23 protein-coding genes and 5 pseudogenes are annotated in these 23,080 nt (G+C 61.9%); 14 read left to right on the forward strand and 14 right to left on the reverse strand.

What is annotated here, in order from left to right; all coding sequences use genetic code 11:
* The first annotated feature begins 5 nt into the window (after positions 1-5).
* From atpD to CUR85_RS10800, 3 genes are all read left to right on the forward strand, one after another.
* Positions 6-1,430, forward strand: coding sequence for a F0F1 ATP synthase subunit beta (atpD, locus tag CUR85_RS10790; RefSeq protein WP_067262730.1), 1,425 nt, complete (start codon positions 6-8; stop codon positions 1,428-1,430).
* A gap of 12 nt (positions 1,431-1,442) precedes the next feature.
* Entirely contained in the window at positions 1,443-1,883 is a 441-nt protein-coding gene (locus CUR85_RS10795) for a F0F1 ATP synthase subunit epsilon (protein WP_067262733.1), read from the forward strand.
* Positions 1,884-1,993: 110 nt separating this feature from the next.
* Positions 1,994-2,344 (forward strand): H-type lectin domain-containing protein, encoded by a 351-nt coding sequence (locus tag CUR85_RS10800; protein WP_067262736.1) that lies wholly within the window; start codon positions 1,994-1,996, stop codon positions 2,342-2,344.
* Positions 2,345-2,420: 76 nt separating this feature from the next.
* Here the strand turns inward: CUR85_RS10800 and CUR85_RS10805 are convergent, their stop codons facing one another.
* Entirely contained in the window at positions 2,421-3,440 is a 1,020-nt protein-coding gene (locus CUR85_RS10805) for a ribose-phosphate pyrophosphokinase (protein ID WP_067262737.1), read from the reverse strand.
* 102 nt (positions 3,441-3,542) lie between these two features.
* Between CUR85_RS10805 and CUR85_RS10810 the strand changes: the two are divergent.
* A pseudogene (locus CUR85_RS10810) lies at positions 3,543-4,137 on the forward strand (DsbA family protein).
* Positions 4,138-4,202: 65 nt separating this feature from the next.
* Positions 4,203-4,931: pseudogene (locus CUR85_RS10815) on the forward strand (alpha/beta fold hydrolase); the annotation flags it as partial.
* A gap of 4 nt (positions 4,932-4,935) precedes the next feature.
* On the opposite strand, the gene CUR85_RS10820 reads toward CUR85_RS10815, so the two are convergent.
* From CUR85_RS10820 to CUR85_RS10845, 6 genes and pseudogenes are all read right to left on the reverse strand, one after another.
* The gene (locus CUR85_RS10820) at positions 4,936-5,970 is read right to left on the reverse strand and encodes a threonine aldolase family protein (RefSeq protein ID WP_067262744.1); all 1,035 of its coding nucleotides are present in this window, start codon (positions 5,968-5,970) and stop codon (positions 4,936-4,938) included.
* Positions 5,970-6,440 (reverse strand): YcgN family cysteine cluster protein, encoded by a 471-nt coding sequence (locus tag CUR85_RS10825; RefSeq protein ID WP_067262747.1) that lies wholly within the window; start codon positions 6,438-6,440, stop codon positions 5,970-5,972. The genes CUR85_RS10820 and CUR85_RS10825 overlap by 1 nt, the downstream gene beginning before the upstream one ends.
* Complete coding sequence (locus CUR85_RS10830) at positions 6,437-7,369, reverse strand: bifunctional riboflavin kinase/FAD synthetase (RefSeq protein ID WP_136720391.1); 933 nt, start codon at positions 7,367-7,369, stop codon at positions 6,437-6,439. Before CUR85_RS10830 ends, CUR85_RS10825 begins: the two co-directional genes overlap by 4 nt.
* Positions 7,370-7,431: 62 nt before the next feature.
* Positions 7,432-7,875, reverse strand: a complete 444-nt coding sequence (locus CUR85_RS10835; RefSeq protein ID WP_067267345.1) for a MaoC family dehydratase — start codon at positions 7,873-7,875, stop codon at positions 7,432-7,434.
* Positions 7,876-7,964: 89 nt separating this feature from the next.
* Positions 7,965-8,834: pseudogene (locus tag CUR85_RS10840) on the reverse strand (TIGR01459 family HAD-type hydrolase).
* A gap of 50 nt (positions 8,835-8,884) precedes the next feature.
* A complete protein-coding gene (locus CUR85_RS10845; protein WP_067267341.1) occupies positions 8,885-9,805 on the reverse strand; it encodes a manganese-dependent inorganic pyrophosphatase in 921 nt (306 codons plus the stop codon).
* Between the two features lie 151 nt (positions 9,806-9,956).
* On the opposite strand from CUR85_RS10845, the gene CUR85_RS10850 reads away from it, so the two are divergent.
* The 3 genes from CUR85_RS10850 (at position 9,957) to groL (ending at position 12,799) form a co-directional block, all read left to right on the forward strand.
* On the forward strand, positions 9,957-10,637 hold the full coding sequence (locus CUR85_RS10850) for a DUF2161 domain-containing phosphodiesterase (protein WP_067267340.1): 681 nt from the start codon (positions 9,957-9,959) through the stop codon (positions 10,635-10,637).
* Between the two features lie 166 nt (positions 10,638-10,803).
* Positions 10,804-11,091, forward strand: a complete 288-nt coding sequence (gene groES / locus CUR85_RS10855) for a co-chaperone GroES (RefSeq protein ID WP_067267338.1) — start codon at positions 10,804-10,806, stop codon at positions 11,089-11,091.
* Between the two features lie 64 nt (positions 11,092-11,155).
* Complete coding sequence (groL, locus tag CUR85_RS10860; RefSeq protein ID WP_067267336.1) at positions 11,156-12,799, forward strand: chaperonin GroEL; 1,644 nt, start codon at positions 11,156-11,158, stop codon at positions 12,797-12,799.
* Between the two features lie 101 nt (positions 12,800-12,900).
* On the opposite strand, the gene CUR85_RS10865 is transcribed toward groL, so the two are convergent.
* Genes CUR85_RS10865 through CUR85_RS10875 form a run of 3 tightly spaced genes read right to left on the reverse strand, consistent with a single transcriptional unit; the run spans position 12,901 to position 14,944 of the window.
* Positions 12,901-13,329 (reverse strand): response regulator, encoded by a 429-nt coding sequence (locus CUR85_RS10865; RefSeq protein ID WP_067267334.1) that lies wholly within the window; start codon positions 13,327-13,329, stop codon positions 12,901-12,903.
* A 23-nt stretch (positions 13,330-13,352) separates the two neighbouring features.
* A complete protein-coding gene (locus CUR85_RS10870) occupies positions 13,353-14,114 on the reverse strand; it encodes a sensor histidine kinase (protein ID WP_280322633.1) in 762 nt (253 codons plus the stop codon).
* Between the two features lie 23 nt (positions 14,115-14,137).
* The gene (locus CUR85_RS10875) at positions 14,138-14,944 is read right to left on the reverse strand and encodes a hypothetical protein (protein ID WP_280322634.1); all 807 of its coding nucleotides are present in this window, start codon (positions 14,942-14,944) and stop codon (positions 14,138-14,140) included.
* Positions 14,945-15,482: 538 nt separating this feature from the next.
* Between CUR85_RS10875 and CUR85_RS20185 the strand changes: the two are divergent.
* The 4 genes and pseudogenes from CUR85_RS20185 to CUR85_RS10895 all read left to right on the forward strand — a co-directional run.
* Positions 15,483-16,046: pseudogene (locus CUR85_RS20185) on the forward strand (extracellular solute-binding protein); the annotation flags it as partial.
* A gap of 335 nt (positions 16,047-16,381) precedes the next feature.
* Complete coding sequence (locus CUR85_RS20190) at positions 16,382-16,867, forward strand: type 2 periplasmic-binding domain-containing protein (RefSeq protein WP_280322899.1); 486 nt, start codon at positions 16,382-16,384, stop codon at positions 16,865-16,867.
* A 70-nt stretch (positions 16,868-16,937) separates the two neighbouring features.
* A complete protein-coding gene (locus CUR85_RS10890) occupies positions 16,938-17,687 on the forward strand; it encodes a sensor histidine kinase (RefSeq protein ID WP_082852124.1) in 750 nt (249 codons plus the stop codon).
* A 185-nt stretch (positions 17,688-17,872) separates the two neighbouring features.
* Complete coding sequence (locus tag CUR85_RS10895) at positions 17,873-18,721, forward strand: DMT family transporter (protein ID WP_067267353.1); 849 nt, start codon at positions 17,873-17,875, stop codon at positions 18,719-18,721.
* On the opposite strand, the gene CUR85_RS10900 is transcribed toward CUR85_RS10895, so the two are convergent.
* Positions 18,687-19,151, reverse strand: a complete 465-nt coding sequence (locus tag CUR85_RS10900; protein WP_067267329.1) for an NUDIX domain-containing protein — start codon at positions 19,149-19,151, stop codon at positions 18,687-18,689. The two genes, CUR85_RS10895 and CUR85_RS10900, sit on opposite strands and share 35 nt — an antisense overlap.
* Before the next feature lie 66 nt (positions 19,152-19,217).
* Between CUR85_RS10900 and CUR85_RS10905 the strand changes: the two genes are divergently transcribed.
* On the forward strand, positions 19,218-20,015 hold the full coding sequence (locus CUR85_RS10905; protein ID WP_394376110.1) for an alpha/beta fold hydrolase: 798 nt from the start codon (positions 19,218-19,220) through the stop codon (positions 20,013-20,015).
* A pseudogene (locus tag CUR85_RS10910) lies at positions 20,002-21,143 on the forward strand (alpha-D-ribose 1-methylphosphonate 5-triphosphate diphosphatase). Before CUR85_RS10905 ends, CUR85_RS10910 begins: the two are co-directional and overlap by 14 nt.
* 2 nt (positions 21,144-21,145) lie before the next feature.
* Here the strand turns inward: CUR85_RS10910 and CUR85_RS10915 are convergent.
* The 3 genes from CUR85_RS10915 to CUR85_RS10925 form a co-directional block, all read right to left on the reverse strand.
* Complete coding sequence (locus tag CUR85_RS10915; protein WP_067267326.1) at positions 21,146-22,216, reverse strand: 5-(carboxyamino)imidazole ribonucleotide synthase; 1,071 nt, start codon at positions 22,214-22,216, stop codon at positions 21,146-21,148.
* Positions 22,209-22,694: a 5-(carboxyamino)imidazole ribonucleotide mutase gene (purE, locus tag CUR85_RS10920; protein ID WP_197470991.1), complete on the reverse strand. Its 486-nt coding sequence runs from the start codon at positions 22,692-22,694 to the stop codon at positions 22,209-22,211. Before purE ends, CUR85_RS10915 begins: the two co-directional genes overlap by 8 nt.
* A 95-nt stretch (positions 22,695-22,789) precedes the next feature.
* Positions 22,790-23,014, reverse strand: a complete 225-nt coding sequence (locus CUR85_RS10925; RefSeq protein ID WP_067267347.1) for a YdcH family protein — start codon at positions 23,012-23,014, stop codon at positions 22,790-22,792.
* Positions 23,015-23,080 lie beyond the last annotated feature (66 nt).

A 23,080-nucleotide genomic window follows, 5' to 3' on the forward strand; every position in this document is an offset into this window, starting at 1 on the left:
ACGACATGGCAAAAGCTGTCGGTAAAATTACACAGGTCATCGGCGCTGTCGTTGACGTTCAATTCGAGGGTGAACTGCCCGAGATTCTCAACGCGCTCCACACCGAGAACCAAGGCAAGACGCTGGTTCTCGAAGTGGCGCAGCACCTTGGCGAAAACACCGTGCGTGCCATTGCGATGGACGCCACCGAGGGTTTGGTCCGCGGTCAGGACGTGACCGACACCGGCGACCAGATCCGCGTGCCTGTCGGCAACGCGACCCTGGGCCGCATCATGAACGTCACCGGCGAAGCCGTGGACGAGCAGGGCCCGGTCAACGCGGACAACTCCCGCGCCATTCACGGCGAAGCGCCCGAGTTCGCGGCCCAGTCGACCGAGACCGAGATCCTCGTCACCGGCATCAAGGTTATCGACCTGCTGGCCCCCTACACCAAGGGTGGTAAGATTGGCCTCTTCGGCGGTGCCGGCGTGGGCAAGACTGTTCTCATCATGGAACTGATCAACAACATCGCCAAAGTGCACTCGGGTCTCTCCGTGTTCGCGGGCGTGGGTGAGCGGACCCGTGAGGGCAACGACCTCTACCACGAGATGATCGAATCCGGCGTTATCGTTCCCGACAACCTTGTGGATTCGAAAATTGCGCTGGTCTACGGCCAGATGAACGAGCCTCCGGGCGCGCGTATGCGGATCGCCCTGACCGGCCTGACACTGGCCGAGCAGTTCCGCGACGAATCCGGTTCCGACGTTCTGTTCTTCGTCGACAACATCTTCCGCTTCACGCAGGCCGGTTCCGAAGTGTCCGCCCTTCTGGGCCGCATTCCTTCTGCTGTGGGCTACCAGCCGACACTGGCGACCGACATGGGCGTCATGCAGGAGCGTATTGCGTCGACCAAGAATGGCTCGATCACCTCGGTTCAGGCCGTCTACGTTCCCGCGGACGACCTTACCGACCCCGCGCCGGCGACCTCCTTTGCCCACCTCGACGCGACAACGGTTCTTGACCGTTCGATCTCGGAAAAGGGCATCTACCCGGCGGTTGACCCGCTCGGCTCCACCTCGCGTCTGCTTGACCCGCTGATCATCGGCGACGAGCACTACAAAGTGGCGACAGACGTGCAGCAGGTGCTTCAGCGCTACAAATCGCTTCAGGACATCATCGCCATTCTCGGCATGGACGAGTTGAGCGAAGAGGACAAGCTGACCGTGGCCCGCGCCCGTAAGATCGAGCGTTTCCTCAGCCAGCCCTTCGACGTGGCGAAAGTCTTCACCGGTTCCGACGGCGTTCAGGTGCCGCTGGAAGAAACCATCGCGTCCTTCAAGGCCGTGGTTGCCGGTGAGTATGACCACCTGCCCGAAGGTGCCTTCTACATGGTTGGCGGCATCGACGAAGTGAAGGCGAAAGCCGAGAAAATGGCGGCAGACGCCGCTTAAGGAGCGCTGACAATGGCAGACACAATGCAATTCGACCTCGTTTCGCCGGAACGGCGGCTGGCATCGATGCAGGTGACGGCCGTGCAGATTCCGGGCACCGAGGGCGACATGACGGCCATGGCCGATCATGCGCCCACCATCACCACCCTGCGTCCGGGCCTTCTGCGCGTGGAAGGGCCGGAGGGCACGACCGAATATGTCGTGACCGGCGGCTTCGCCGAAATCGGCGGGCAGGGCGGCGTGTCTGTGCTGGCGGAACGTGCCGTGGCGCGTGCCGACATGACGCAGGAGCAGATGGACAGCATGGTGGCAGAGGCGCATGCCGTCTACACCCGCGCCAAGGACAACTGGGAGAATGAGCCCGGCCCCGTGGATGACGCCGCCAAGCTGCTCTCCGATATGGTTGCCGTGGGTGATCACATCGGGTTGTCGAGCAAGCAGCCCAACCTGTAATGCGTTGAAAATTCGTGAAAAGCCCCGCTTCGGCGGGGCTTTTTGCTTTTCTGCCTCTCGCTGCTGCGGCATCATTGTGCAGTGATCGAAAAAGCGGGTAGGCTAGGGATATGAAACGACTGCGCAGCCATACCATCGGCGTGGACAATGGCGATGTCATGCTGTTTTCCGAGTTCGAAGACGGCGGTTCGATGTGGACGGGTCATGGCCAGCGTGAGCGCCGCCGCCGGATCAATTTTTCCGAACCCTTCCGAGAGCCGCCGCATGTTCAGGTCACGATGTCGCTTTGGGACATCGACGCCAGCACCGTCACCCGCGCCGACATCTGCGCCGAGGCGGTGACCGAGGCGGGCTTTGACATGGTGTTCCGCACATGGGGCGACACCCGCGTCGCACGGGCGCGGCTGGCTTGGACGGCGATTGGATCACTGGGGGAGGAGGATGACTGGGTCATCGGCTAGGCCCGTCGCTTCGGCGGGAGGGGCCCAAAAGGCGCGGGCGGCCCGTTTGGGCCAACCCTAGATCACAGCACGCGGCTTAGCTCGCGGCATACATCCCGTCATAGATCGGGCCCAGCGTTTCCGCCTCGAACAGCGAGGAGACGGAGGTGCCGTTCCAGATGTTCAGGATCGCTTGGGCGAACATCGGCGCGGTGGGCACGATGCGGATGTTCGGCGCTTTCTTAACCGCGGGGGTCGGCGCGATGCTGTCGGTGATGACCAGCGATTTCATGACCGAATTGGCCACACGTTCGACCGCCGGGCCGGACATGACGCCGTGGGTGATGTAGGAGTGCACCTCCTTGGCGCCGTTCTCCAACAGCACTTCGGCGGCTTTGCAGAGCGTGCCCGCGGTGTCGCAGATGTCGTCCACGATCAGGCAGGTCTTGCCCTTCACATCGCCGATCACGGTCATCTCGGCCACTTCGCCCGCTTTCTCGCGGCGTTTGTCGACGATCGACAGGGGGGAGTTGATCCGCTTGGCCAGTTCACGCGCGCGGGCCACACCGCCGACGTCGGGGCTGACGACCATCAGCTCATCCATACGGTCTTTGAAAGCGTCCTTGATATCCAGCGCAAAGATCGGGGAGGCGTAGAGGTTGTCGACCGGAATGTCGAAGAAGCCTTGGATCTGCGCGGCGTGCAGGTCCATGGTCAGGATCCGCTCGATCCCGCTGCCGGTCAGCATGTTGGCGACCATTTTGGCGGTGATCGGCGTGCGCGCCTTGGTGCGGCGGTCCTGACGGGCGTAGCCGAAATAGGGCAGCACCGCAGTGACCCGCGCGGCAGAGGATCGGCGCAGCGCATCGGCCATGATCATCAGTTCCATCAGGTTGTCGTTCGCGGGGTTCGACGTGGGCTGGATAATGAACATATCCTCGCCGCGCACGTTCTCATAAACCTCGACGAAAATCTCGCCGTCGTTGAACCGCTCGACCCGTGCATCGACAAGGCCGACATTGACGCCGCGGTGCAGCGACATGCGCCGCGCGATGGCCTTGGCAAGCGGCATATTGGCATTGCCTGAGATCAGTTTAGGTTCTGAAGTGCGTGGCATAGGGGCTCCGGGGCAGCGGTAGGTTGCAGATTCGTGACGTTGACACCGCTTAGCATGCGCTTACGGTCGGGCAAAGCTGCACCGCCCCCGAAGGAGAGCCAAATGGCCCGGATCGACTATTTTTTCGCAACGCTGTCACCCTATTGCTACCTCGCCGGGAATCGGCTTGAGGCGATTGCCGAAAAGCACGGGGCCGAAATCGTTTACAAACCTTTCGACATCGTGGCCGCTTTCCCGCGCACTGGCGGACTGCCCCCGGCAGAGCGTCACCCCAGCCGGAATGAATACCGCGCCCAAGACCTGCCGCGGCAGGCACGCAAGCTGGGCCTGCCCTTCAACCTCAAGCCCGCGCATTGGCCGACGAATGGCGCGCCCGCGGCCTATGCGGTGATCGCGGCGCAGAACGCGGGCGGGGGCGATTTGGGCAAGCTGACCCATGCCATCACCCGCGCCGTCTGGGCCGAGGAAAAGGACATCGGCCATGACGATGTGGTCCGCGCCTGTCTGAGTGAGGCGGGGTTCGATCCCGCGCTGGCCGACAGCGGGCTGTTGCAGGGGCAGAAACCTATGCCGCGAACCTTGAAGAGGCCGTCGCGCAGGGTGTCTTTGGCGCGCCGTTCTATATCGTCGGAGATCAGAAGTTCTGGGGCAGGACCGTTTGGAAGACCTCGACCTGCACCTCGGGGGCAAGCTGTGACCCCAGAGATTAACGCGCGCCGTTTTGGTCACGGCCCGCGCCCGGCCTTGGCGATCCATTGCTCGCTGGCGCATTCCGGCGCGTGGCGGGGCATCGGGGCGGCGCTGTCGGATGAGATGACCCTGCGCGCCTTCGACCTGCCGATGCACGGGCGGTCGGGCGATTGGGACGGGCAGGGCAATATCCACGACGTGGCGACCGAGATGGCGCTGAGCCTGCTCGAAGCGCCGATGGACCTGATCGGCCATTCCTTTGGCGCGACGGTGGCGATGCGGTTGGCGATCGAGCATCCCGAACTGGTGCGCAGCATCACACTGATCGAGCCGGTCTATTTCGCCGCCGCCAAACAGGATGATCCCGAGGCGATGGCCGAATACAACGAACAGAACGCGGCCTTTGAGGCGGCTTTAGCCGGCGGCGACGCGGAAACCGCCGCGCGGCTGTTCAACCGCGTTTGGGGCGATGGCACGAAATGGGATCAAATCCCTGAGCCGACCCGCGCCTATATGGTCGACCGCATCGGCTTCATCCCCGCCTCTTCGCCCTTTTTGGGCGAGGATAGCGCGGGGTTGCTGGCGCCGGGTATGTTCGACCGTGCGTCGATGCCCGCGCTTTTGGTCGAAGGCAGCGCCTCTCCCAAGGCGGCCCATGCGATCAACGCGTCGCTGATGCGCCGCTTGCCGGACGTGCGGCGTGTTTCGGTCGAGGGGGCAGGGCATATGGTGCCCATCACCCATGCTGCCGAGGTCGCCGAGGCGATCCGTGATTTCCTGAAGGACGTGCCGCTGGCGTGAACGTTTAGAAGTGGCTCAGGAACTGGTCGATCTGCTCACGGCTGATCGACCAGTCGCAGACCATGCGCGCCGCGACCATCTCCTCTTCGTCGCCGTCGAGCGTGCCGTCCCACAGATAATAGCGCGCGCCCGTTTCATGCAGCTTGCGGTGGATGGCGCGGGGGAAACGGGCGAAGATCATGTTCGCCGCAGGCTCATGCAGGAATTCCGCTCCCGCCGCGCGCAGCCCTTGGGCAAGATGGGCCGCATTGGCATTGGCCGCTTTGGCTGTTTCCAACCATGTGCCATCTGCAAGGTAGCCCGCCATCTGGGCCGAGAGATACCGATGTTTGGAGAAGAGATGCGCCCCGCGTTTGCGGCGCAATTCGAACTCCCACGCCTTTTTTGGGTCGAAGAAGACCACGGCTTCGACACCCATGCAGCCGTTCTTGGTGCCGCCAAAGCTCACCACATCGACGCCCGATTTCCACGTCATCTCAGCCGGGGTGCAGCCCAAGGCCACCAGCGCATTGGCAAAACGCGCGCCGTCCATATGGACGGGCAGGTCGTACTCCTTGGCCACCGCGGTCAGCGCGCGCAGCTCTTCAAGGCTGTGCACCCCGCCGCGTTCCGTGACTTGCGTGATCGACACCGGACCGCGTTGCGGCGTGTGCACGTCGCCCGCCACCCGCGCGACGATGGCGCGGCGCAGGGCCTCGGGGGTCATCTTGTCCTCGGTCTCCACCAGCGTCAGCTTGGCTGCACCTGCGTAGAACTCGGGCGCGTTGCACTCATCCTCTTCGATATGCGCGACCTTGGAACAGAAGATCGTCTGCCACGGCTGGGTGTAGCAGGCCAGCGCCAGCGCATTGGCCGCGGTGCCGGTGGCAACGAGGTAGACCTCCGCCTCTGGCGCCTCGAACTGCTGCCTGATTTGGTCGCGAACCTCATCCATGATCGGGTCTTTGCCGTAGGGCATCGCGAAATCGGTATTGGCGGCAATCACGCGCTCCATCACCTTGGGGTGGACGGGACCGGCGTTGTCAGAGGCGAAAAACATCAGGTGGGCTCCTCGATAATATGGTCTTCCCATTCTTCGAACGGGGTATCAAATTCGGACACGGTATCAAATTGCACGCTGACCCCGGCGTCATGCACGCTGTCCGGCGTGCCGGTCTTGAGTGGGTGCCACTCGGGCAGGGGCTTGCCCTCCCAGAGCAGGCGGTAAGCGCAGGTCTGGGGCATCCAATAGGCGTGGGTATCAAGGTTGTCGGGGCGCAGCACGATGCAGTCGGGCACGAATTCATGCCGGTTCTCGTAATGGACGCAGCGGCAGCTGCTGTCGTCAAGCAGGCGGCAGGCGACGCGGGTCAGGGCCACTTCGCCGCTGTCTTCGTCTTCGAGCTTGTTGAGGCAGCATTTGCCGCAACCGTCGCAGAGCGCTTCCCATTCGGTCTGGGACATCTCCGTCAGGGGTTTCTTCTCCCAGAACTTCGGGGTCAGGCCCTTGCGGGGGATCGGATCGCTCATAACGCCGCCAGAATGGTCCGGGCGCGGTTGCAGTCCTGCCCCATCTGGGCGATCAGCGCATCGAGGCTGTCAAACTTCTCTTCGCCCCGCAGATGTTCGACCAGCCCGACCGAAAGTGGCGCGCCATAAAGGTCGCCTTTGAAGTCAAAGACATAGGTCTCGATATTGGCTTTGTTCTCACCGAACATCGGGCGGGTGCCGATGCTGGCCGCCCCGTGATAGCTGCCCTTATGCGGCCCCTCCAGCACGTCAGCCAGCACGGCATAGACGCCGAAGGCGGGCGGGTGCAGACCGTCGATGGACATATTCGCGGTGGGAAAGCCCAACTCGCGGCCACGCTGCTCACCCGAGATCACCGGCCCGTCGATGCGGTGCCAATGGCCCAGCATGGCGGCGGCCTCACGCGGCGCGCCGCGGGTCAGTGCTTCGCGGATGGCGGTCGACGACACGGTCAGCTCATCGCGGGCCATCAGCGGGGCGATGGTGACGCCAAAGCCATATTGCACGCCGAAGCGAACCAGATCCTCAGCGGTACCTTCGCGGCCCTTGCCAAAGCAGAAGTCAGCGCCGACGACCACATGGGCCAGCCCCAGCCCTTCGTGCAGCACGTCGCGGGCAAAGGCCTCGGGCGAGAGGCCCGCCAGCGTGCTGTTGAAGGCCAGTTCATAGAGCCGTTTGACGCCGATCTTTTCCAGCCGATGCGCGCGGGCCTCGCGGCCCATCAGGCGAAAGGGCGGGGCGTCGGGGGCGAAATATTCGCGGGGATGCGGCTCAAAGGTGACGACGCCGAGCGGCGCGTCGGGGGCCGCCTGCTGCGCCAGTTCGATCACCGACCGGTGGCCAAGGTGCACGCCATCGAAATTGCCGATCGCGGCGGTGGCACCGCGATCTGGCAGGTCGACGAATTGATAATCTCGGATGATCCGCATGCGCCTTGCCTAGCCGTGCTGCGGGGCAAGAGCAAGATGCACGGGCGGCGAAAACCGCCCGCTCAGTCGAGCTTGGCCGAGGGCGCGAGCACCGTGGCCTCTCCGGCCAGCACGGGTTTGCCGTCGACCGTACAGCGGCAGTCCATTTTCACGCGGCGTTTGGCGATGTCCATGTCGGTCACGGTGACTTCGGCCAGCACCATATCGCCGGGGCGCACGGGGCCGAGGAATTTGAGCGATTGCCCAAGGTAGATCGTGCCATGACCGGGCAGCTGTTCCCCGATCACCGCCGAGATCAGCCCGGCAGTCAGCATCCCATGTGCGATGCGCCCCTCGAATATCGTCTCGCGGGCATAGTCGTCATCCAGATGCACCGGGTTGCGGTCGGTCGAGACCTGCGCGAAAAGTTCGATATCCATATCGGTCACGACTTTGCGCAGATGGCGCGACATGCCGATTTCGATATCTTCGATGCAGATCGTCCCGCGTGGCATATTGTCCAACATGACGGCTCCTTGGTAACAAAGTGACGCTATGCTGCGCCGAGTTGCAACTTTATTACTTCGCAGTTGCAGAAAATCAAGCTCTTTCTGGGTTAGCGCAGGAAGCCGATGGCATAGGTCGGGGCCGATGCCTCGCGGTCGAGATAGGCGCGGAGTTTGGCTTCGTCGGGCTGCTCGGTCGTGGCGGTTTCCGCGGCGGCCAGCCCCCGGTGATGAAGAGCGAATCGATGCCTTCGTCCATCGCGCCTTTGACATCCGTCAGGATGCCGTCGCCGATGGCGAGGATGCGGTTGTCGGGGATGTCGACCTCAAGCGCGGCAAGACGGCGGCGGGCGAGGTCGTAGATCGGGGCGTGGGGCTTGCCGAAATAGAGGCTTTCGCCCCCATTTCCGTATAGAGCGCAGCCAGCGCCCCGGCGCACCATTCGCGTACCTCGCCCCGGTCGACCACGATATCGGGGTTGGCGCAGAGCAGCTTCAGCCCGCGGGCGATGGCCTGCTCAAACTCGGGGCGCATGACTTCCGGGTCGGCCATGGCATCGACGGGGCCGGTGCAGACGATGCCCTCGGCCTGCGCCAGCGGGACGGTCTCGATCTCAACCGGGGCTTTCAGGATGGTCAGCGGCTCGAAAAACTTGCGCTCTCCGGGATGGCCGATGAACCAGACCTTTTCGCCCACGGCCCCCCGGAACATCGCTGACCGCGCGGAATCGCCGGAGGTGGCGATGCTGTCCCATGCGTCTTGCGGCACGCCGAATTGCTGCAACTGTTTCTCCACGCCTCCGCGGGGCGGGGGGAGTTGGTGACCAAGACGACCTTGCCGCCGGTCTTGCGATAGGCCTGCAAGGCCGCCACCGCCGCGGGCAGCGCTTTGCGCCCGTCATGCACGCAGCCCCAAAGATCGACGAAAAGCGCGTCATATTGATCGGATACGTCGGGCAGAGCAGAGATAATGCGGGTCATGGGGCGGCCTTTCAAAAAGTGAGGGCGGGCACTTGGCCCGCCCGATTGGCTTACATCTTGAGGTTCGGGATGATCTGCTTTTTACGGCTCATCACACCGGGCAGCACGACCGTGTCGCCGGAGACCTCAGCGCCAAAGCTCTGCTCGGCGATGTGTTTGACCATGTCGTTGGGCACCAAGAGCGTCGCCTCTTCTTTCAGAATGTCGACAATGAACAAAAGCACCTGCGCGGCACCGTCGGCTTCGGCCACCTTGGGCATCTCGGCCATCAGCGCGTCCTTACGCTCGAGCAGCGGCGCGGGGGAGGTGGTTTCCAACACGCTCACGCGCAGGTTGGTGCCATCAAGGTCGAAGCCCTTGCTGTCCATGCGGAGCAGTTCCGCTTCGCTGAAGGAGGACACATCGGATTTCGCGGCGAACATTTCGGCCGCGTAGTCCGTGATATCGACGCCGAGATCCTGCGCGATGTCATGGGCGATGGCGCGGTCTTCTTGGGTGGTGGTGGGGCTGCGGAACTCAAGCGTGTCCGACAGGATGCAGGACAGGGCCGCGGCCTTCACACCGCGGGGGGCCTGCGCCCAGTCCTTGCCGATCATCTTGTACATGATCGTCGCGGTGCAGGCGAGGGGCTGGATGTTGATCTCGATCGGGCCGCGCGTCTCAAGCCCCGCCACCAGACGGTGGTGGTCGATGATGCCGGTGATATCGGCGTCATTGATGTTGTCGGGCAGTTCGGCGGGGTTGTTGGTGTCGACGATGACAACCTTGGTGTCGGCCTCAAGCTCGGTCAGGATCTCGGGCTTTTCGAGGTCCCATTTGTCGAGCATGAACAGCGCTTCGGTATTCGGCTCGCCCAGCAGGACGGGTTTGGCGGGGATGCCTTTGATCTCATTGAGATACCACGCCCAAACGATCGGGCTGCCGGTGCTGTCGGTGTCGGGGGATTTATGGCCAAAAACAAGCGTTGTCATGGGGCGGTCCTGTCTGTTCGGGTGGATTTGCGCGCCTTATAGCAGGTTGAATAGGCTTGTCACCTGCGCGCGCTGCAATGCGGCATTGCGCGGCACCTTCAGGCGCCGCCGCCCTTTGCATAGCGCCGCGCGATGGGGCAAGTTGCGCGCCATGAACAATCCGCGCGAAACTGATCTTTACCCGCCGATCAAAGCCTTCCTTGAGGATCAGGGCTATGTGGTGAAGGCCGAGGTCGGCGCGGCGGATGTGGTGGCCGTGCGCGGGGCAGAGCCGCCGGTGGTGGTCGAGTTGAAGCTCGGCTTTTCGCTGACGCTGTTCCACCAATGTCTGGCGCGGCTGAAAGTGGCGGATGATGTTTACCTTGCTGTGGCGCGCCAACCGGGCAAGCGCTTTGCCAAGGCGGTGAAGGACAACGTCACGCTGGCCCGGCGGCTGGGGCTGGGGCTGATCACCGTGCGGCTGTCGGATGGGCTGGTCGAGGTGCATTGCGATCCCGGCCCCTATGCGCCGCGCAAGAATGCCAAACGGGCAGCGCTGCTCTTGCGCGAGTTTGCCCGGCGACAGGGCGATCCGAACGACGGTGGCCAGACCCGCGCGGGGCTGGTGACGGCCTACCGTCAGGATGCGCTGAAGCTCGCGGTCTACCTGTTCGAAGCGGGCGCAAGAAAAGGCGCGGATGTGGCCCGCGCGACCGGCGTCTCGGCGGCGACCCGCATGATGCGGGACGATCACTATGGTTGGTTTGAAAAGGTCGACAAAGGCATATACGGGCTGACCCCAAAGGGGGCCGAGGCTGTCGCGACTGCGGGGCGTATTTTAGGGGCCGAATAATGGTTCCAATGCGCTCAAAATTTTTCAACGCCGTTGTTGACAGGCCGCGGGCCGCTCCTTAGCTATGCATCGTTATCACTCACATGGGTCGAGTGCTAACGGCTGCACCCCTCGCCCGGAGGGGGTGGCTTGGAAGAGTAACTTTGAGCCTTAAGGAGCTGCAAAGATGGCATTGAAACCGCTTCATGACCGTGTGCTGGTCAAGCGCACAGAAAGCGAAGAGAAAACCGCCGGCGGGCTGATCATCCCCGATTCCGCCAAGGAAAAGCCTTCCGAAGGTGAAGTCGTGGCTGTCGGCACCGGCGCCCGCAAAGACAACGGCGAGCTGATCGAAATGGCCGTCGCACCCGGCGACAAAATCCTGTTCGGCAAGTGGTCCGGCACAGAGGTCACCGTCGACGGCGAAGAAATGCTGATGATGAAAGAAAGCGACATCATGGGGATCATCGCGTAAGCCACCCGGCTTGCCGACCCTTTGAAGACGCTCACATCAATCCAAGATTTTAGGAGAAGACAACATGGCTGCTAAGGACGTCAAATTTGACACCGATGCCCGCAACCGGATGCTCAAGGGTGTGAACATCCTTGCCGATGCGGTGAAAGTCACACTCGGCCCCAAAGGCCGGAACGTGGTTCTGGACAAATCCTTCGGCGCGCCGCGCATCACCAAAGACGGTGTATCCGTGGCGAAGGAAATCGAACTGGAAGACAAGTTCGAGAACATGGGCGCGCAGATGGTCAAGGAAGTCGCTTCCCGGACCAACGACGAAGCCGGTGACGGCACCACCACCGCGACCGTTCTGGCCCAAGCCATCGTGCGCGAAGGCATGAAATCGGTTGCCGCTGGCATGAACCCGATGGACCTCAAGCGCGGCATCGATCTGGCGACTGCCAAGGTCGTCGACGCGATCAAAGCCGCCGCACGCGACGTGTCCGACAGCGACGAAGTCGCGCAGGTTGGCACCATCTCCGCCAACGGTGAGCGTGAAATCGGCCGCCAGATCGCGGACGCGATGCAGAAAGTCGGCAACGAAGGCGTGATCACCGTCGAAGAGAACAAAGGTCTGGAAACCGAGACCGATGTCGTCGAAGGCATGCAGTTCGACCGTGGCTACCTGAGCCCCTATTTCGTCACCAACTCCGACAAGATGACTGTCGAACTGGAAGACGCGATCATCCTGCTGCACGAGAAGAAACTGTCGAGCCTTCAGCCGATGGTGCCGCTACTCGAGCAGGTCATCCAGTCCCAGAAGCCGCTGCTGATCATCGCCGAAGACGTCGAGGGCGAAGCCCTGGCGACCCTCGTCGTGAACAAGCTGCGTGGTGGTCTGAAAATTGCTGCTGTGAAGGCACCGGGCTTCGGTGACCGTCGCAAAGCGATGCTGCAAGACCTCGCGATCCTGACCGGTGGTCAAGTGATCTCCGAAGACCTCGGCATGAAGCTCGAGTCCGTGACCATGGACATGCTGGGTTCGGCCAAGAAAGTGTCGATCACCAAAGACGAGACCACCGTCGTTGACGGCGCTGGCGAGAAGGCCGAGATCGAAGCCCGCGTGGCTCAGATCCGTAACCAGATCGAAGAGACCACCTCCGACTACGACCGTGAGAAGCTGCAAGAACGCGTTGCCAAACTGGCAGGCGGTGTTGCCGTGATCCGCGTTGGCGGCATGACCGAAGTCGAAGTGAAAGAGCGCAAGGACCGCGTCGATGACGCCCTGAACGCGACACGTGCCGCTGTTCAAGAAGGCATCGTCGTTGGCGGTGGTGTGGCTCTGGTTCAAGGCGCCAAGAAGCTGGAAGGCCTCACTGGCGACAACAACGACCAGAACGTCGGTATCTCCATCGTCCGCAAGGCGCTGGAAGCACCGCTGCGTCAGATCGCTGAGAACGCTGGTGTGGACGGTTCGGTTGTGGCCGGCAAAATCCGCGAAAGCGACGACCTGAAGTTCGGCTTCAACGCACAGACCGAAGAATATGGCGACATGTTCTCCTTCGGCGTCATCGACCCGGCGAAAGTGGTGCGCACCGCACTGCAAGATGCAGCTTCGATCGCAGGTCTGCTGATCACCACCGAAGCGATGGTTGCCGACAAGCCCGCCAAAGAGGGCGCAGCCCCCGCAGGCGGCATGCCCGACATGGGCGGCATGGGCGGCATGATGTAAGCCAGCCCTTTCGGCTAAGGTTCCGGAGGCGCGCCAGCAATGGGGCGCCTCTTTTCGTTTCGGGGGAGGCTTTCACTGGCGTTTATCCGGTTCTCATCGGCCTAACTGGGCAGCTCCACAATCCGCGCATAGGTGTTCAGCATGTCGAGTGCATTGGCAAAGGTCTCTGACGGGTTCTCCTTCACGATATAGCCCGCGACATTCTTGCTATAGGCCGATTGCACATCCGTGGGCATGTCGGAGGTCGTGAAGACGAAAACCACCATACGCTCCAAGGCGGGATCGGCCCGGACGACCTCCAAGAACTCAAGCCCGCCCATGCGCGGCATATTGAGGTCGAGCGTGATGATATAGGGCGGCAATCGCCCGTGCCGCTTCACCTCCTCCGCCAGAAACTCAAGCGCCTGCTGGCCGTCATGGCAAACCGCCGTCTCATTGACGATTTTCAATTTGCGCATCGCCCGTTGCATGGCCATCACGCTGACTTTGTCGTCATCGACGATAAGAAATTTCGCGGGCGTCGTTTTCATCCGATATTCCTTTCCGACTGCTGTCACGCTGCGGCCGCCACGGGCAGGGATTGATGCGCTTGTGGTGCCAGCGGAAGCTCAACCACAAAGGTCGCGCCGCGCCCTTTGTCAGGGTCGGAAAATAGCGTGACCTTGCCTTTTTGGTGGGCCGCAAGCTTGCTTACGATGGCGAGGCCCAAGCCGCTCCCCTCAACCTCATCGCGTGGTTTAAGGGTTTGAAAGAGTTCAAATATCTTTTGCTGATGCCGAAGCTCTATACCCGGCCCATCATCGCGGACGGTCAAGACAAGGTGGTCCTGTCGCCGTTGTGCACTGATATGGATCGTCCCATGATCCCGGTCATGGTGTTTGATCGCATTCGAGATGAGATTGCTCAAAATCTGCTGCAAGGGTGTCAGCTGCGCGTCGACGACCTGCTCCGCCCCGGTAAAGGTGATTTTGAAACGGCCTTCGGTATCGATGTAGCGAGCGAACTCCGTCACCAAGCGACCAAGATGGACAGGCTCCGGCGCAGGCTGGTCCTGCCCTGCGCGAGCGTAGTCCAAAAGATCGGACAAAAGACGGTTTAGCCGGTCGATCCGTTGTTGAGACATCAGCAAATAGCTTCGGCTTTCGGCGCTCAGCGCGTTGTCTTCATCCTCCAGCACCCAAAGGCTCAATTCATGCACCGCCCGGAGGGGCGACCGCAGGTCGTGCGCAGCGATATAGGCGAATTTCTCCAGTTCAATATTCGAGCGCCGCAGCTCCTCCGCCGTGGTGCGGAAGACGGTCAATGCGCGCGCCATCTCTCCAAGCTCGTCCCGCCCTCTCACGGTAATCGGATGGTTGAGGTTCCCCGAGCGATCGCGGTCACTGCCTGGGTCAAGCGTCTGATGCGCCGGTTAAACTGCCGTTCGATAACCAAGCCGTTGGTCAGGGCAATCACGAGGAAAGCAGCGGCGATGGTGAGGCCCACCGTCCAAATGACCCGGTTGATGGTATCCCGTAAAGCCGCCGTCGCAGCATCCACTCGCTCTAGGGTATTCTGGGTCAGATCGGAGGAAATATCGGAGATCTCCACGATCATGGGCAAGTGTTCCGCGCGCAGCGTCTCAAAGTTGTTGTGAAACTGCAGGCGGGCCGTTGTATGGGCGAAAAAACCGGTTTCGGGGCCAAGCAGTTCGTCACGCAGGGCATCAATTTGGCGGGCTAGTGACTGCCTGCTGGCCGTATCGTGGATGCGTGGTAATCGAGTGATGGCATCCTGAAGATGTTCTTCGACAAGCAGTTTCGCACGCTCGAATTGAAAGGGCTGGTTCTCTAACCCCTGCGACACGACGACGTTGATGAGCGTATCGAGACTGAGCCGAATGTCATTCAGATTGACCGCACTTAACAGCAGGTCTGGAAAGCGGGACGTAGGATTTTGGATCTGGCCGGAACTCGGAGGCCTAAGGGCTTCGGTCTGCCTTGAAAGCCGATAGGCCAGGTCATCAATGATGATGTGACTTTGCTCTTGAATTTGCTCGACAAAATCGAGAGTCGAGGCGATCTTCGCCTCCGCATGCCGCATCTCCTGAAGGCTGACAACCGTCGCATTCGTCGCGCGCCGCGCCATCTCCAGACGCTGTTCCAACCGGGCTGCCAAGGGGGCGCGATCTCCGACCTCGACACGTCATCTAAGAGCTTGGAAATCTTGCTTATCTTTGTCCCGATTTCCCGGCTGAGAGCGGAGGATGAGGCAGCGTTACCTTGCTGATTTAACTGTTCAATTAAAAGAAATACGCCATTCAATGACCGCTCGATCTGTTGGGACACGGCCAACATCGGCAGCGCTGCTTGGCTTAGGTGAGCATGGCTGGCCAAGACAGCGCGCATTTGCCCCGTAGCAATCCAACCCGCGAGACCGATGATAGCGGCAACGAGAAGAAATGCCCCCCGGAGTCGGGTGCTGATGCGGCTGCCGAAAAGTTGCAGCAGTCGCCAAGGGAGATGCATCGTTTTCATGTCATCTGAATAGCGGGGACCGATTAACGCAATGTTAATCGCCTTGCCCTTAAACCAGCAGCTAGAGGGGACGATGTCCCGGCAGCGGATCGGAGGATTGAACCGTGTCATGCGGGCGCAGGTTAACAAGGCGAAAGTTTTCTATCGGTTTGGGAGCCGGAGTCAGCATGCTGATCGCCGCACCGGCATTTGGGGAGGCAATCGATATAAAGGTGGCCGCGCAGGTCCGCGATTTGGGAGGTAGCGCCAAGACGCTTTCGGTTCTGTTGCCAGAAGGGTCGCGGGCCAATCTGGAGCCGGTCACAAAGGTCTTTACAGAACGGACCGGGGTCGAGGTCGACTTGCAAGAAGTACATGTCGATCAGATCAACGCGGAACTGATGCTCAATAGTGTGCTCGGGGAGGCGCGATATGACGTGGCTTTGCCCGCGACTTTTGGTGTTGCAGACCTCGTGGCCGCGGGTGCGGTCCATGCCTTGGATGGCTTCGCCGCACGCTATGAACCGCCGGGGTTTCGCGATCCTATGCTGTACCAAGAAGGAGATAGGTTCGACGGTAAAACCTATGGTTTTCAAACAGATGGCGACGCCTATTTGATGTTCTACCATCGCGATATGCTTCGCGATCCAGAGGAACAAGCGCGTTACGCCGATCGTTTCGGCTATCCACTTGTTCAGCCAGAAACTTGGGAGGAATTGGACCGGCAAATCCGGTTTTTTCATGCACCAGAGGCCGGTCGATATGGTGGGCTGTTGTTCCGCACGCCGGGGTACCTCGCATGGGAATGGTGGGTGCGGTTTCACGCCAAGGGCTATTGGCCTCTGTCCCCCGATATGACGCCGCAAATTGCAGATGACCCGGGTGTCGCGGCGCTAGAAGAGTTGATTGCGATCACGGACTGCCTTGCCCCGAAACTTCGAGCCTGGGGCTGTTTGGAAATTGGGCGCGATACGCGAAGGGCGATGTCTATTGTAACATCGGCTGGGGCGGAACGCAGAAATACCTTAACTCTCGTCGATCATCGATGCGCGGACGGATGGTTTATGGGCCAACCCCCGGAGGGCAGGTGGGGGAGGAACTGCTCGAAATCCCCTATTTCAATTGGGGATGGAGCTTTGTCATCAGCGCGGCATCGACCCGGAAAGAACTCGCCTACCTATTCGCCCTCTTCGCGGTCACGCCGGCAATGTCGACACTCGCCGTTCGACAGCCGGATGGGTTTTTCGACCCTTTTCGTCATGAGCACTACAGTGACCCGGGAGTGGAGGCGGCCTATTCAAAATCCTTTCTTGAGGTGCATCGCGCGGCGCTTAAGCGGGCGATTCCGGATTTTTATCTGAAAGGACAGTCTGAGTATTTCCAAACATTGGGGAGGGGATTGGATAAGGCGCTTCAGGGCGAGGTTTCGCCGAAAATGGCTCTGACCCGCGTGGCACAGCAATGGCAGCTGATCACCAGCCGGGTTGGTCGCGAAAGGCAAATACAAAGGTGGGCGCGTCTGCGTGCGAAATATCCGGCCGAGGCGCATCGACTCCTGAGGGAGATCGCTTAATGGAGCCGCTAGTTTTAGTTCGCGCGCCCGGGGTAGTTCGCTCTTACGCTGATCGCTGGGAGGTCGCGATATGACGCAGCGGCTGTTAAAGCTACCTGCAGGCCATGAGCTACCCTCGCGCGAACCGCCGCAGCCTCCCGGGGCGGATGCAGAGGAATTTATCCATTTGGTGAGCCACGATCTGCGCGGCTCCATTCGCGCGTTGTTGGAACTGCCTGAATGGATCGCCGAGGATATTGAGGACGCGGGGCTGGAGGTAAGCCCTGCGGTCCATAGTTCCATCGCCTTGATGAAGCGGCATACGCGGCGGTTGGATCGGATGCTGGTTGACCTGCTTCAATACTCGCGCGCCGGAAGGGGCCGCAATGTGTCTGAGGTTGAGCTTCGGCAGGCCTTTGATGCCGCGGTAGAGGAAGTCGGGCTGCCAAGGGGTTTTGAGATTAACCACTACTTTGGGTGCGATTTTGTCCGCATTGACGAACAGGACTTGCACGGTCTCTTCGCCGCATTGATTGGAAACGCGATCAAGCATCATGATCGGTGTTCCGGGCGGGTCGAGGTGGTTGTAAAAACCGAAGGGGCGGCCATGATAGTTACCGTTTCCGATGATGGGCCGGGAATACCGCCGCGTTATCATGAGCGTGTCTTCCAGCCGATGACAACATTGCGATCGCGCGATGAGGTTGAAGGGTCGGGCTTGGGGCTGGCCTTGGTTCGCAAAATCGCGGCGGCCTATGGGGGCCATGCCTGTTTGGTATCCACCTGTAATGAGCGTGGTACGACTGTATCCGTGCGTTTGGAGGGCGTGGCTATGACATAGCATAGGTAAAACCCCGGGGAGCCATGGAACCCCTCTGCCGCCACTATCGAATTGCAGCGCGCGTACCGCCTTATCTCATCACATCATTCAATATGAAGGAGAAGATCATCACGTCCCAGTTAGAACCTTATGCAAAAGGCATTCCGCGCTTGGCGCGGCTCGAGAGTGAGGCTAAGCGAGAGGTCATGCAGCTTTTCCTTCTTTCCGCCCTCACCATGTGCGCTTTTGCGGCGAACTCAATTTTGACCCGAATGGCGGTGGACGGCGGGCATATCGATCCGGCGGGCTTTGCCCTTGTGCGGGTCGGTGCGGGGGCATTGGTTTTGGGCATCTTGGTTGCGCTGCGGGGTGGACGGCTGCCGCTTTTGCGGCGCAACAGGATCGGCGGGGCCGTGAGTCTCGCTGTCTATATGATCGGGTTCAGTCTGGCGTATCTGACGTTGGACGCGGGGCTCGGGGCGCTCATCCTTTTTGGCGTGGTGCAGATTACCATGTTCACCTACGCCGCTTTGACCGGCGCGGCGCCCACCACGCGGCAGATCACAGGGGCTGGGGCGGCTTTTGCGGGCTTGGTTTTGGTCCTCTGGCCGGATGGGCAGGGTTCCACGGAGCCAATCGGCGCCGGACTGATGGTTCTGGCGGGGATCGGCTGGGCCGCCTATACGATCATCGGTCGCACATCGGGCGATCCGCTGGCGGCGACTTCGGCAAACTTTTTGCTGTGTTTGCCGTTCATGCTCATCCTGCCTGCTTTTATGGGATCGCATTTCAGCCTGGCGGGGCTTTTGTTGGGCGCGCTTTGCGGCGGGGTGACCTCGGGCCTTGGCTATGCCCTGTGGTATGCGGTGCTGACGCGGATCGACGGGGGCACGGCGGCGGTGGCACAGCTGAGCGTGCCGATCATCGCGATCCTCGCCGGGGCGCTGCTCTTGGGTGAGCCGCTCAGCTTGACGCTTATCCTCGCGACGGCCTTGGTGCTGGGCGGGATCGCTTGGGCGCTCAGCGCAAAATCGGCTCCAAAGGATCGTAGGTGATCGCCGCCTCCTCGGGGCCAAAAGCGACTGTGCCGAGGCTATCGGGCTTGTGGGGGACTTGTGCCAGTTCCGCTTGGGTGACCCATCGATGCCGCGTGACGATGGCCTCCCGGTCTTGCCAATCGGGGGCGATTTGGGCGGATCCGAGGATGTGGCATCTGAAATAGATATCCACCTGATGAAAATCGCCGCCGGGGTCGTGGAACTCATTGACCAGACAGGGCGCACCGACCGAGATCGTGAGGCCCGTTTCCTCAAACACCTCGCGGCGCAGGTTGTCGGGGAGGGAGGCGCCGGCCTCCACCCCACCGCCGGGGGCGCACATTAGGCCCAGCCGATCATCGGCATAGGCGTTGACCAGCAGCAGCCGCCCTTCGTGCAGCAGCACGGCGCGGGCGGCCAATCGAGGGCGGGGTCGGGGCATCGGCATACTTTCGTCAGGTAACGCGCCAAGACCATTTCACAGTCGGGGCAATCAGTCTATCTGGAGGGCATGATGAGATTTTTCACCCTGCTGATTGCCGCGATCTGCTTGGCGATCCCCCTGCCTGCCGCGGCCGAAAACGCGGCGGGGCGCTGTGTTGTTTTGCTGCATGGGCTGGCTAGGACCGAAATGTCTTTTGCCGTGATGGAAGCCGCCTTGGCCGCCGAAGGCTACCGCGTGGTGCGCCCGGGCTACCCTTCGACTGAGGCCAATATCGCGGAATTGGCGAAACAGACCCTGCCGCGCGCGATTGAGACCTGCGGCACCGCGCGGATCGATTTCGTGACCCATTCCATGGGCGGTATCTTGGTGCGCAAATGGGTGGCCGAGGCCGGGGCCGACCGGGTCGGGCGCGTGGTGATGTTAGGGCCGCCCAATCACGGCAGCGAAGTGGTGGACGAACTGGTCGAGAACCCTGCGTTCGAATGGTTGAACGGCCCCGCGGGGGCCGAGATCGGCACCGATGATGCGGCCTTGCCGAACCAATTGCCGCCGGTCCCTTTCGAGTTGGGCGTGATTGCCGGCTCACAGTCGCTAAACCCCTATTTTTCGAGCCTTTTGCCGGGGCCGGATGACGGAAAGGTCTCGGTCGCCTCGACCCGTGTGGCGGGGATGAAAGACCATATCGTCCTGCCGGTGACCCATACCTTCATGATGAACAACCCGCGCGTCATCGCCCAGACCATGGCCTTTCTGAAAACCGGCAGTTTTGACCGGTCGATGACCTTTATCGATGGCGTCCTGAATGCGATCGGCTGCCCGGAAGCGGGCTGCCTGCCGGGGGTGGGAGGGGACGATGCCAAACCTTGATCTCGTCAATGCGGATGTGCTTCACCCGAGGGGCTGAGCCGTGCGCCGTTGTCTTTTTCCGATGGGGTGATTGCCGATGCCCCGGCCGGGCGGCCTGTCGATCTGACCGGCTTTCAAGTCTTGCCAGGGATCGTCGATCTGCATGGCGACGCGTTCGAGCGGCATCTGGCACCGCGTCGCGGGGCGATGAAACAATTGTCCGAAGGGCTGGTCGCAGCGGAGGCAGAGCTCGCGGCCAATGGCATGACCACCGCGGTTTTGGCGCAATTCGTCAGCTGGGAAGGCGGTCTGCGGGGGCTGGCGTTCGCAGATCAGGTCTTTAGTGGCATCCGCGACACCGCGCCGGAATTGGTCACCGACATCCGCCCGCAGCTTCGGTTCGAGACTCATATGCTCGACCTCTACGACAGCCTGCCGCAGCGCATGGCGGATTGGGGCGTGGGCTATGTGGTGTTCAACGATCACCTGCCGCATGATCGTTTGGCGGCGGGCAAGACCCCGAAACGGCTGGTCGGGCAGGCGCTGAAGGCCGGGCGCAGCCCGGAGAGCCATTTGGCACAGATGCAGGAGATGCACGCACGGCGCGATGAGGTGCCCGCGGCGCTGGACGGGCTTTGCGCGGAACTGGCGCAGCGTGGCGTTAAGATGGGCAGCCATGATGACCAGACCGCCGAGGGCCGCGCCCTTTGGCGGGCGCGGGGCGTGACGCTGGCGGAATTCCCCGAAACGCAGGAGGCCGCCGAGGCCGCGCATGGAGCGGGGGATGCGGTCATCATGGGCGCGCCCAATGTGGTGCGCGGCGGGTCGCATAACGGCAACCTTTCGGCGCTGGACCTGATCACCATGGGGCTCTGTCACGCGCTGGCGTCGGATTACCATTACCCCTCGCCGCGCCGCGCCGCCTTGATGCTGGCGCAGAGCGGATTGCTGGACCTTGCGGGCGCTTGGGCGCTGGTCTCAGCCGGGCCGGCGCAGGTCTTGGGGCTTTCGGATCGCGGCACGCTGGCGCCGGGCAAACGCGCCGATATCGTCGTCTTGGACAAGGCCACGGGCCGCGTCGCCGCCACTTTCGCGGCGGGGCGGGTGAGCTTTATGTCCGGCGCGGTGGCGGATCGGTTCTTCGGCTGACCTCAGCCGCGGGTGATCTGGTTTACATGACCCATCTTGCGGCCCGGTTTGACCTCGGCCTTGCCGTAAAGATGCAACGCGGTGTCGCGGGCGCGGGCCAGTTCGGGCACGCGGTCCATGTCATCGCCGATGAGGTTGGTCATCACCACATCCGCATAGCGCTGCCCATCGCCCAAGGGCCATCCGGCCACGGCGCGGATATGCTGCTCGAACTGGTCGATGGTGCAGCCGTTCTGGGTCCAATGGCCAGAGTTATGCACCCGCGGGGCGATCTCATTCACGATCAGCCCCTGCGGCGTGACGAAAAGCTCGACCCCCATGACGCCGACGTAATCCAGCGCATTCAGCACGCGACCGGCAAGCAGCACCGCGTCGGTGCGCTGTGCGTTGCTAATCTTGGCGGGCACGGTGGTGGTATGCAGGATGCCGTCACGGTGGACATTCTCACCAGGGTCGAAACAGGCGACCTCTCCCGTGGCGCTGCGCGCGGCGATGACTGAGATCTCGGCGCTGAAGTTCACGAAACCTTCGAGCACGGAAGGCGCGCCGTTCATCTCGGCCCAGGCGGCGTCGAGGTCGGCATCGTCTTTCAGCCGCGCTTGCCCCTTGCCGTCATAGCCGAAACGGCGGGTCTTGAGGATCGCGGGCGTGCCGATTTGGGCCACGGCGGTCTTGAGGCTGGCGGCGTCGGTCACATCGGCGAAAGGGGCCACGCGCAGGCCAAGATCGCCGAGGAAGGTTTTCTCGGTCAGCCGGTCTTGGGAAATGCGCAGCGCCTCGCGGCCCGGGCGCAGCGGGGTGATCGCCTCGACCACGTCGAGCGCTTCGGTGGGGATGTTCTCAAACTCGAAGGTGACGATGTCACAGGCGCGGGCGAAAGCCTCCAGCGCTTTGTGGTCGTCATAGGGGGCGGTGGTCACCGCATGGGCCACATCGGCGGCGGGCGGGTTGGCGCCCGGCTCGAAGATATGGGTGCGAAAGCCAAGCCGTGCAGCGGCGACAGAAAGCATGCGGCCCAATTGGCCGCCGCCCAGAATGCCGATGGTGGCGCCGGTTTGCAGGGGGTCAGTCATGCGGCACCTCGGGGATCGAAGCGCTGAGCGCATCGCGCCAATCGTCCAGCCGCTTGGCCAATTCCGGGTCTTGCAGCGCAAGGATGCCCGCAGCCATCAGGGCGGCATTGGCCGCGCCTGCGGCACCGATGGCCATGGTCGCGACCGGGAAACCGCGCGGCATTTGCAGAATGGAATAGAGCGAATCCACACCCGACAGCGCCTTGGTCTGCACCGGCACGCCGATCACCGGCACCCGGGTTTTGGAGGCCGTCATGCCCGGCAAATGCGCCGCCCCGCCTGCGCCCGCGATGATGACTTGCAAACCTCGGTCCACCGCCGTCTTGCCATAGTCCCAGAGCCGGTCCGGGGTGCGATGGGCCGAAACGATGCGCGCCTCGAAGGGGATGTTAAGCTCGTCCAGCAGGGTTGCTGCTTCGCGCATGGTGGCCCAGTCGGACTGGGACCCCATGATGATGCCAACCGGGGGCGTGGTCATTGCTGCGGGCCTTCTCTTGGTGGATCAGAGCGCGCACTATACCCATCACGGCCCATCTGGCAACGCCGATTGCCGCGGGTCATGGGGATAATGGGTCAGGCGATGATATCGGGCGTCAGCCGGTCTTCGATCTGGGCGATCAAATCCTTGAGGCGCAGTTTGCGTTTCTTGAGCCGTTGCAGGGTCAGTTGATCCCCGGTGCCGCGTTCGACCAGCGCATGGATGGCGTCATCCAAATCGCGATGTTCCCGTCGAAAGACCTCAAGCTCGACACGCAGCACTTCGTCCGTTTTCATCGACAGATCGGTAGGGGCATTCATGGGCAGGTGATTCCGTTGGGCATCTGAACCTTGAATATAAGCGGTTGAGATCATTTGGCATAGCCC

Source organism: Sulfitobacter faviae (assembly GCF_029870955.1).
Taxonomy (GTDB): Bacteria; Pseudomonadota; Alphaproteobacteria; order Rhodobacterales; family Rhodobacteraceae; genus Sulfitobacter; species Sulfitobacter faviae.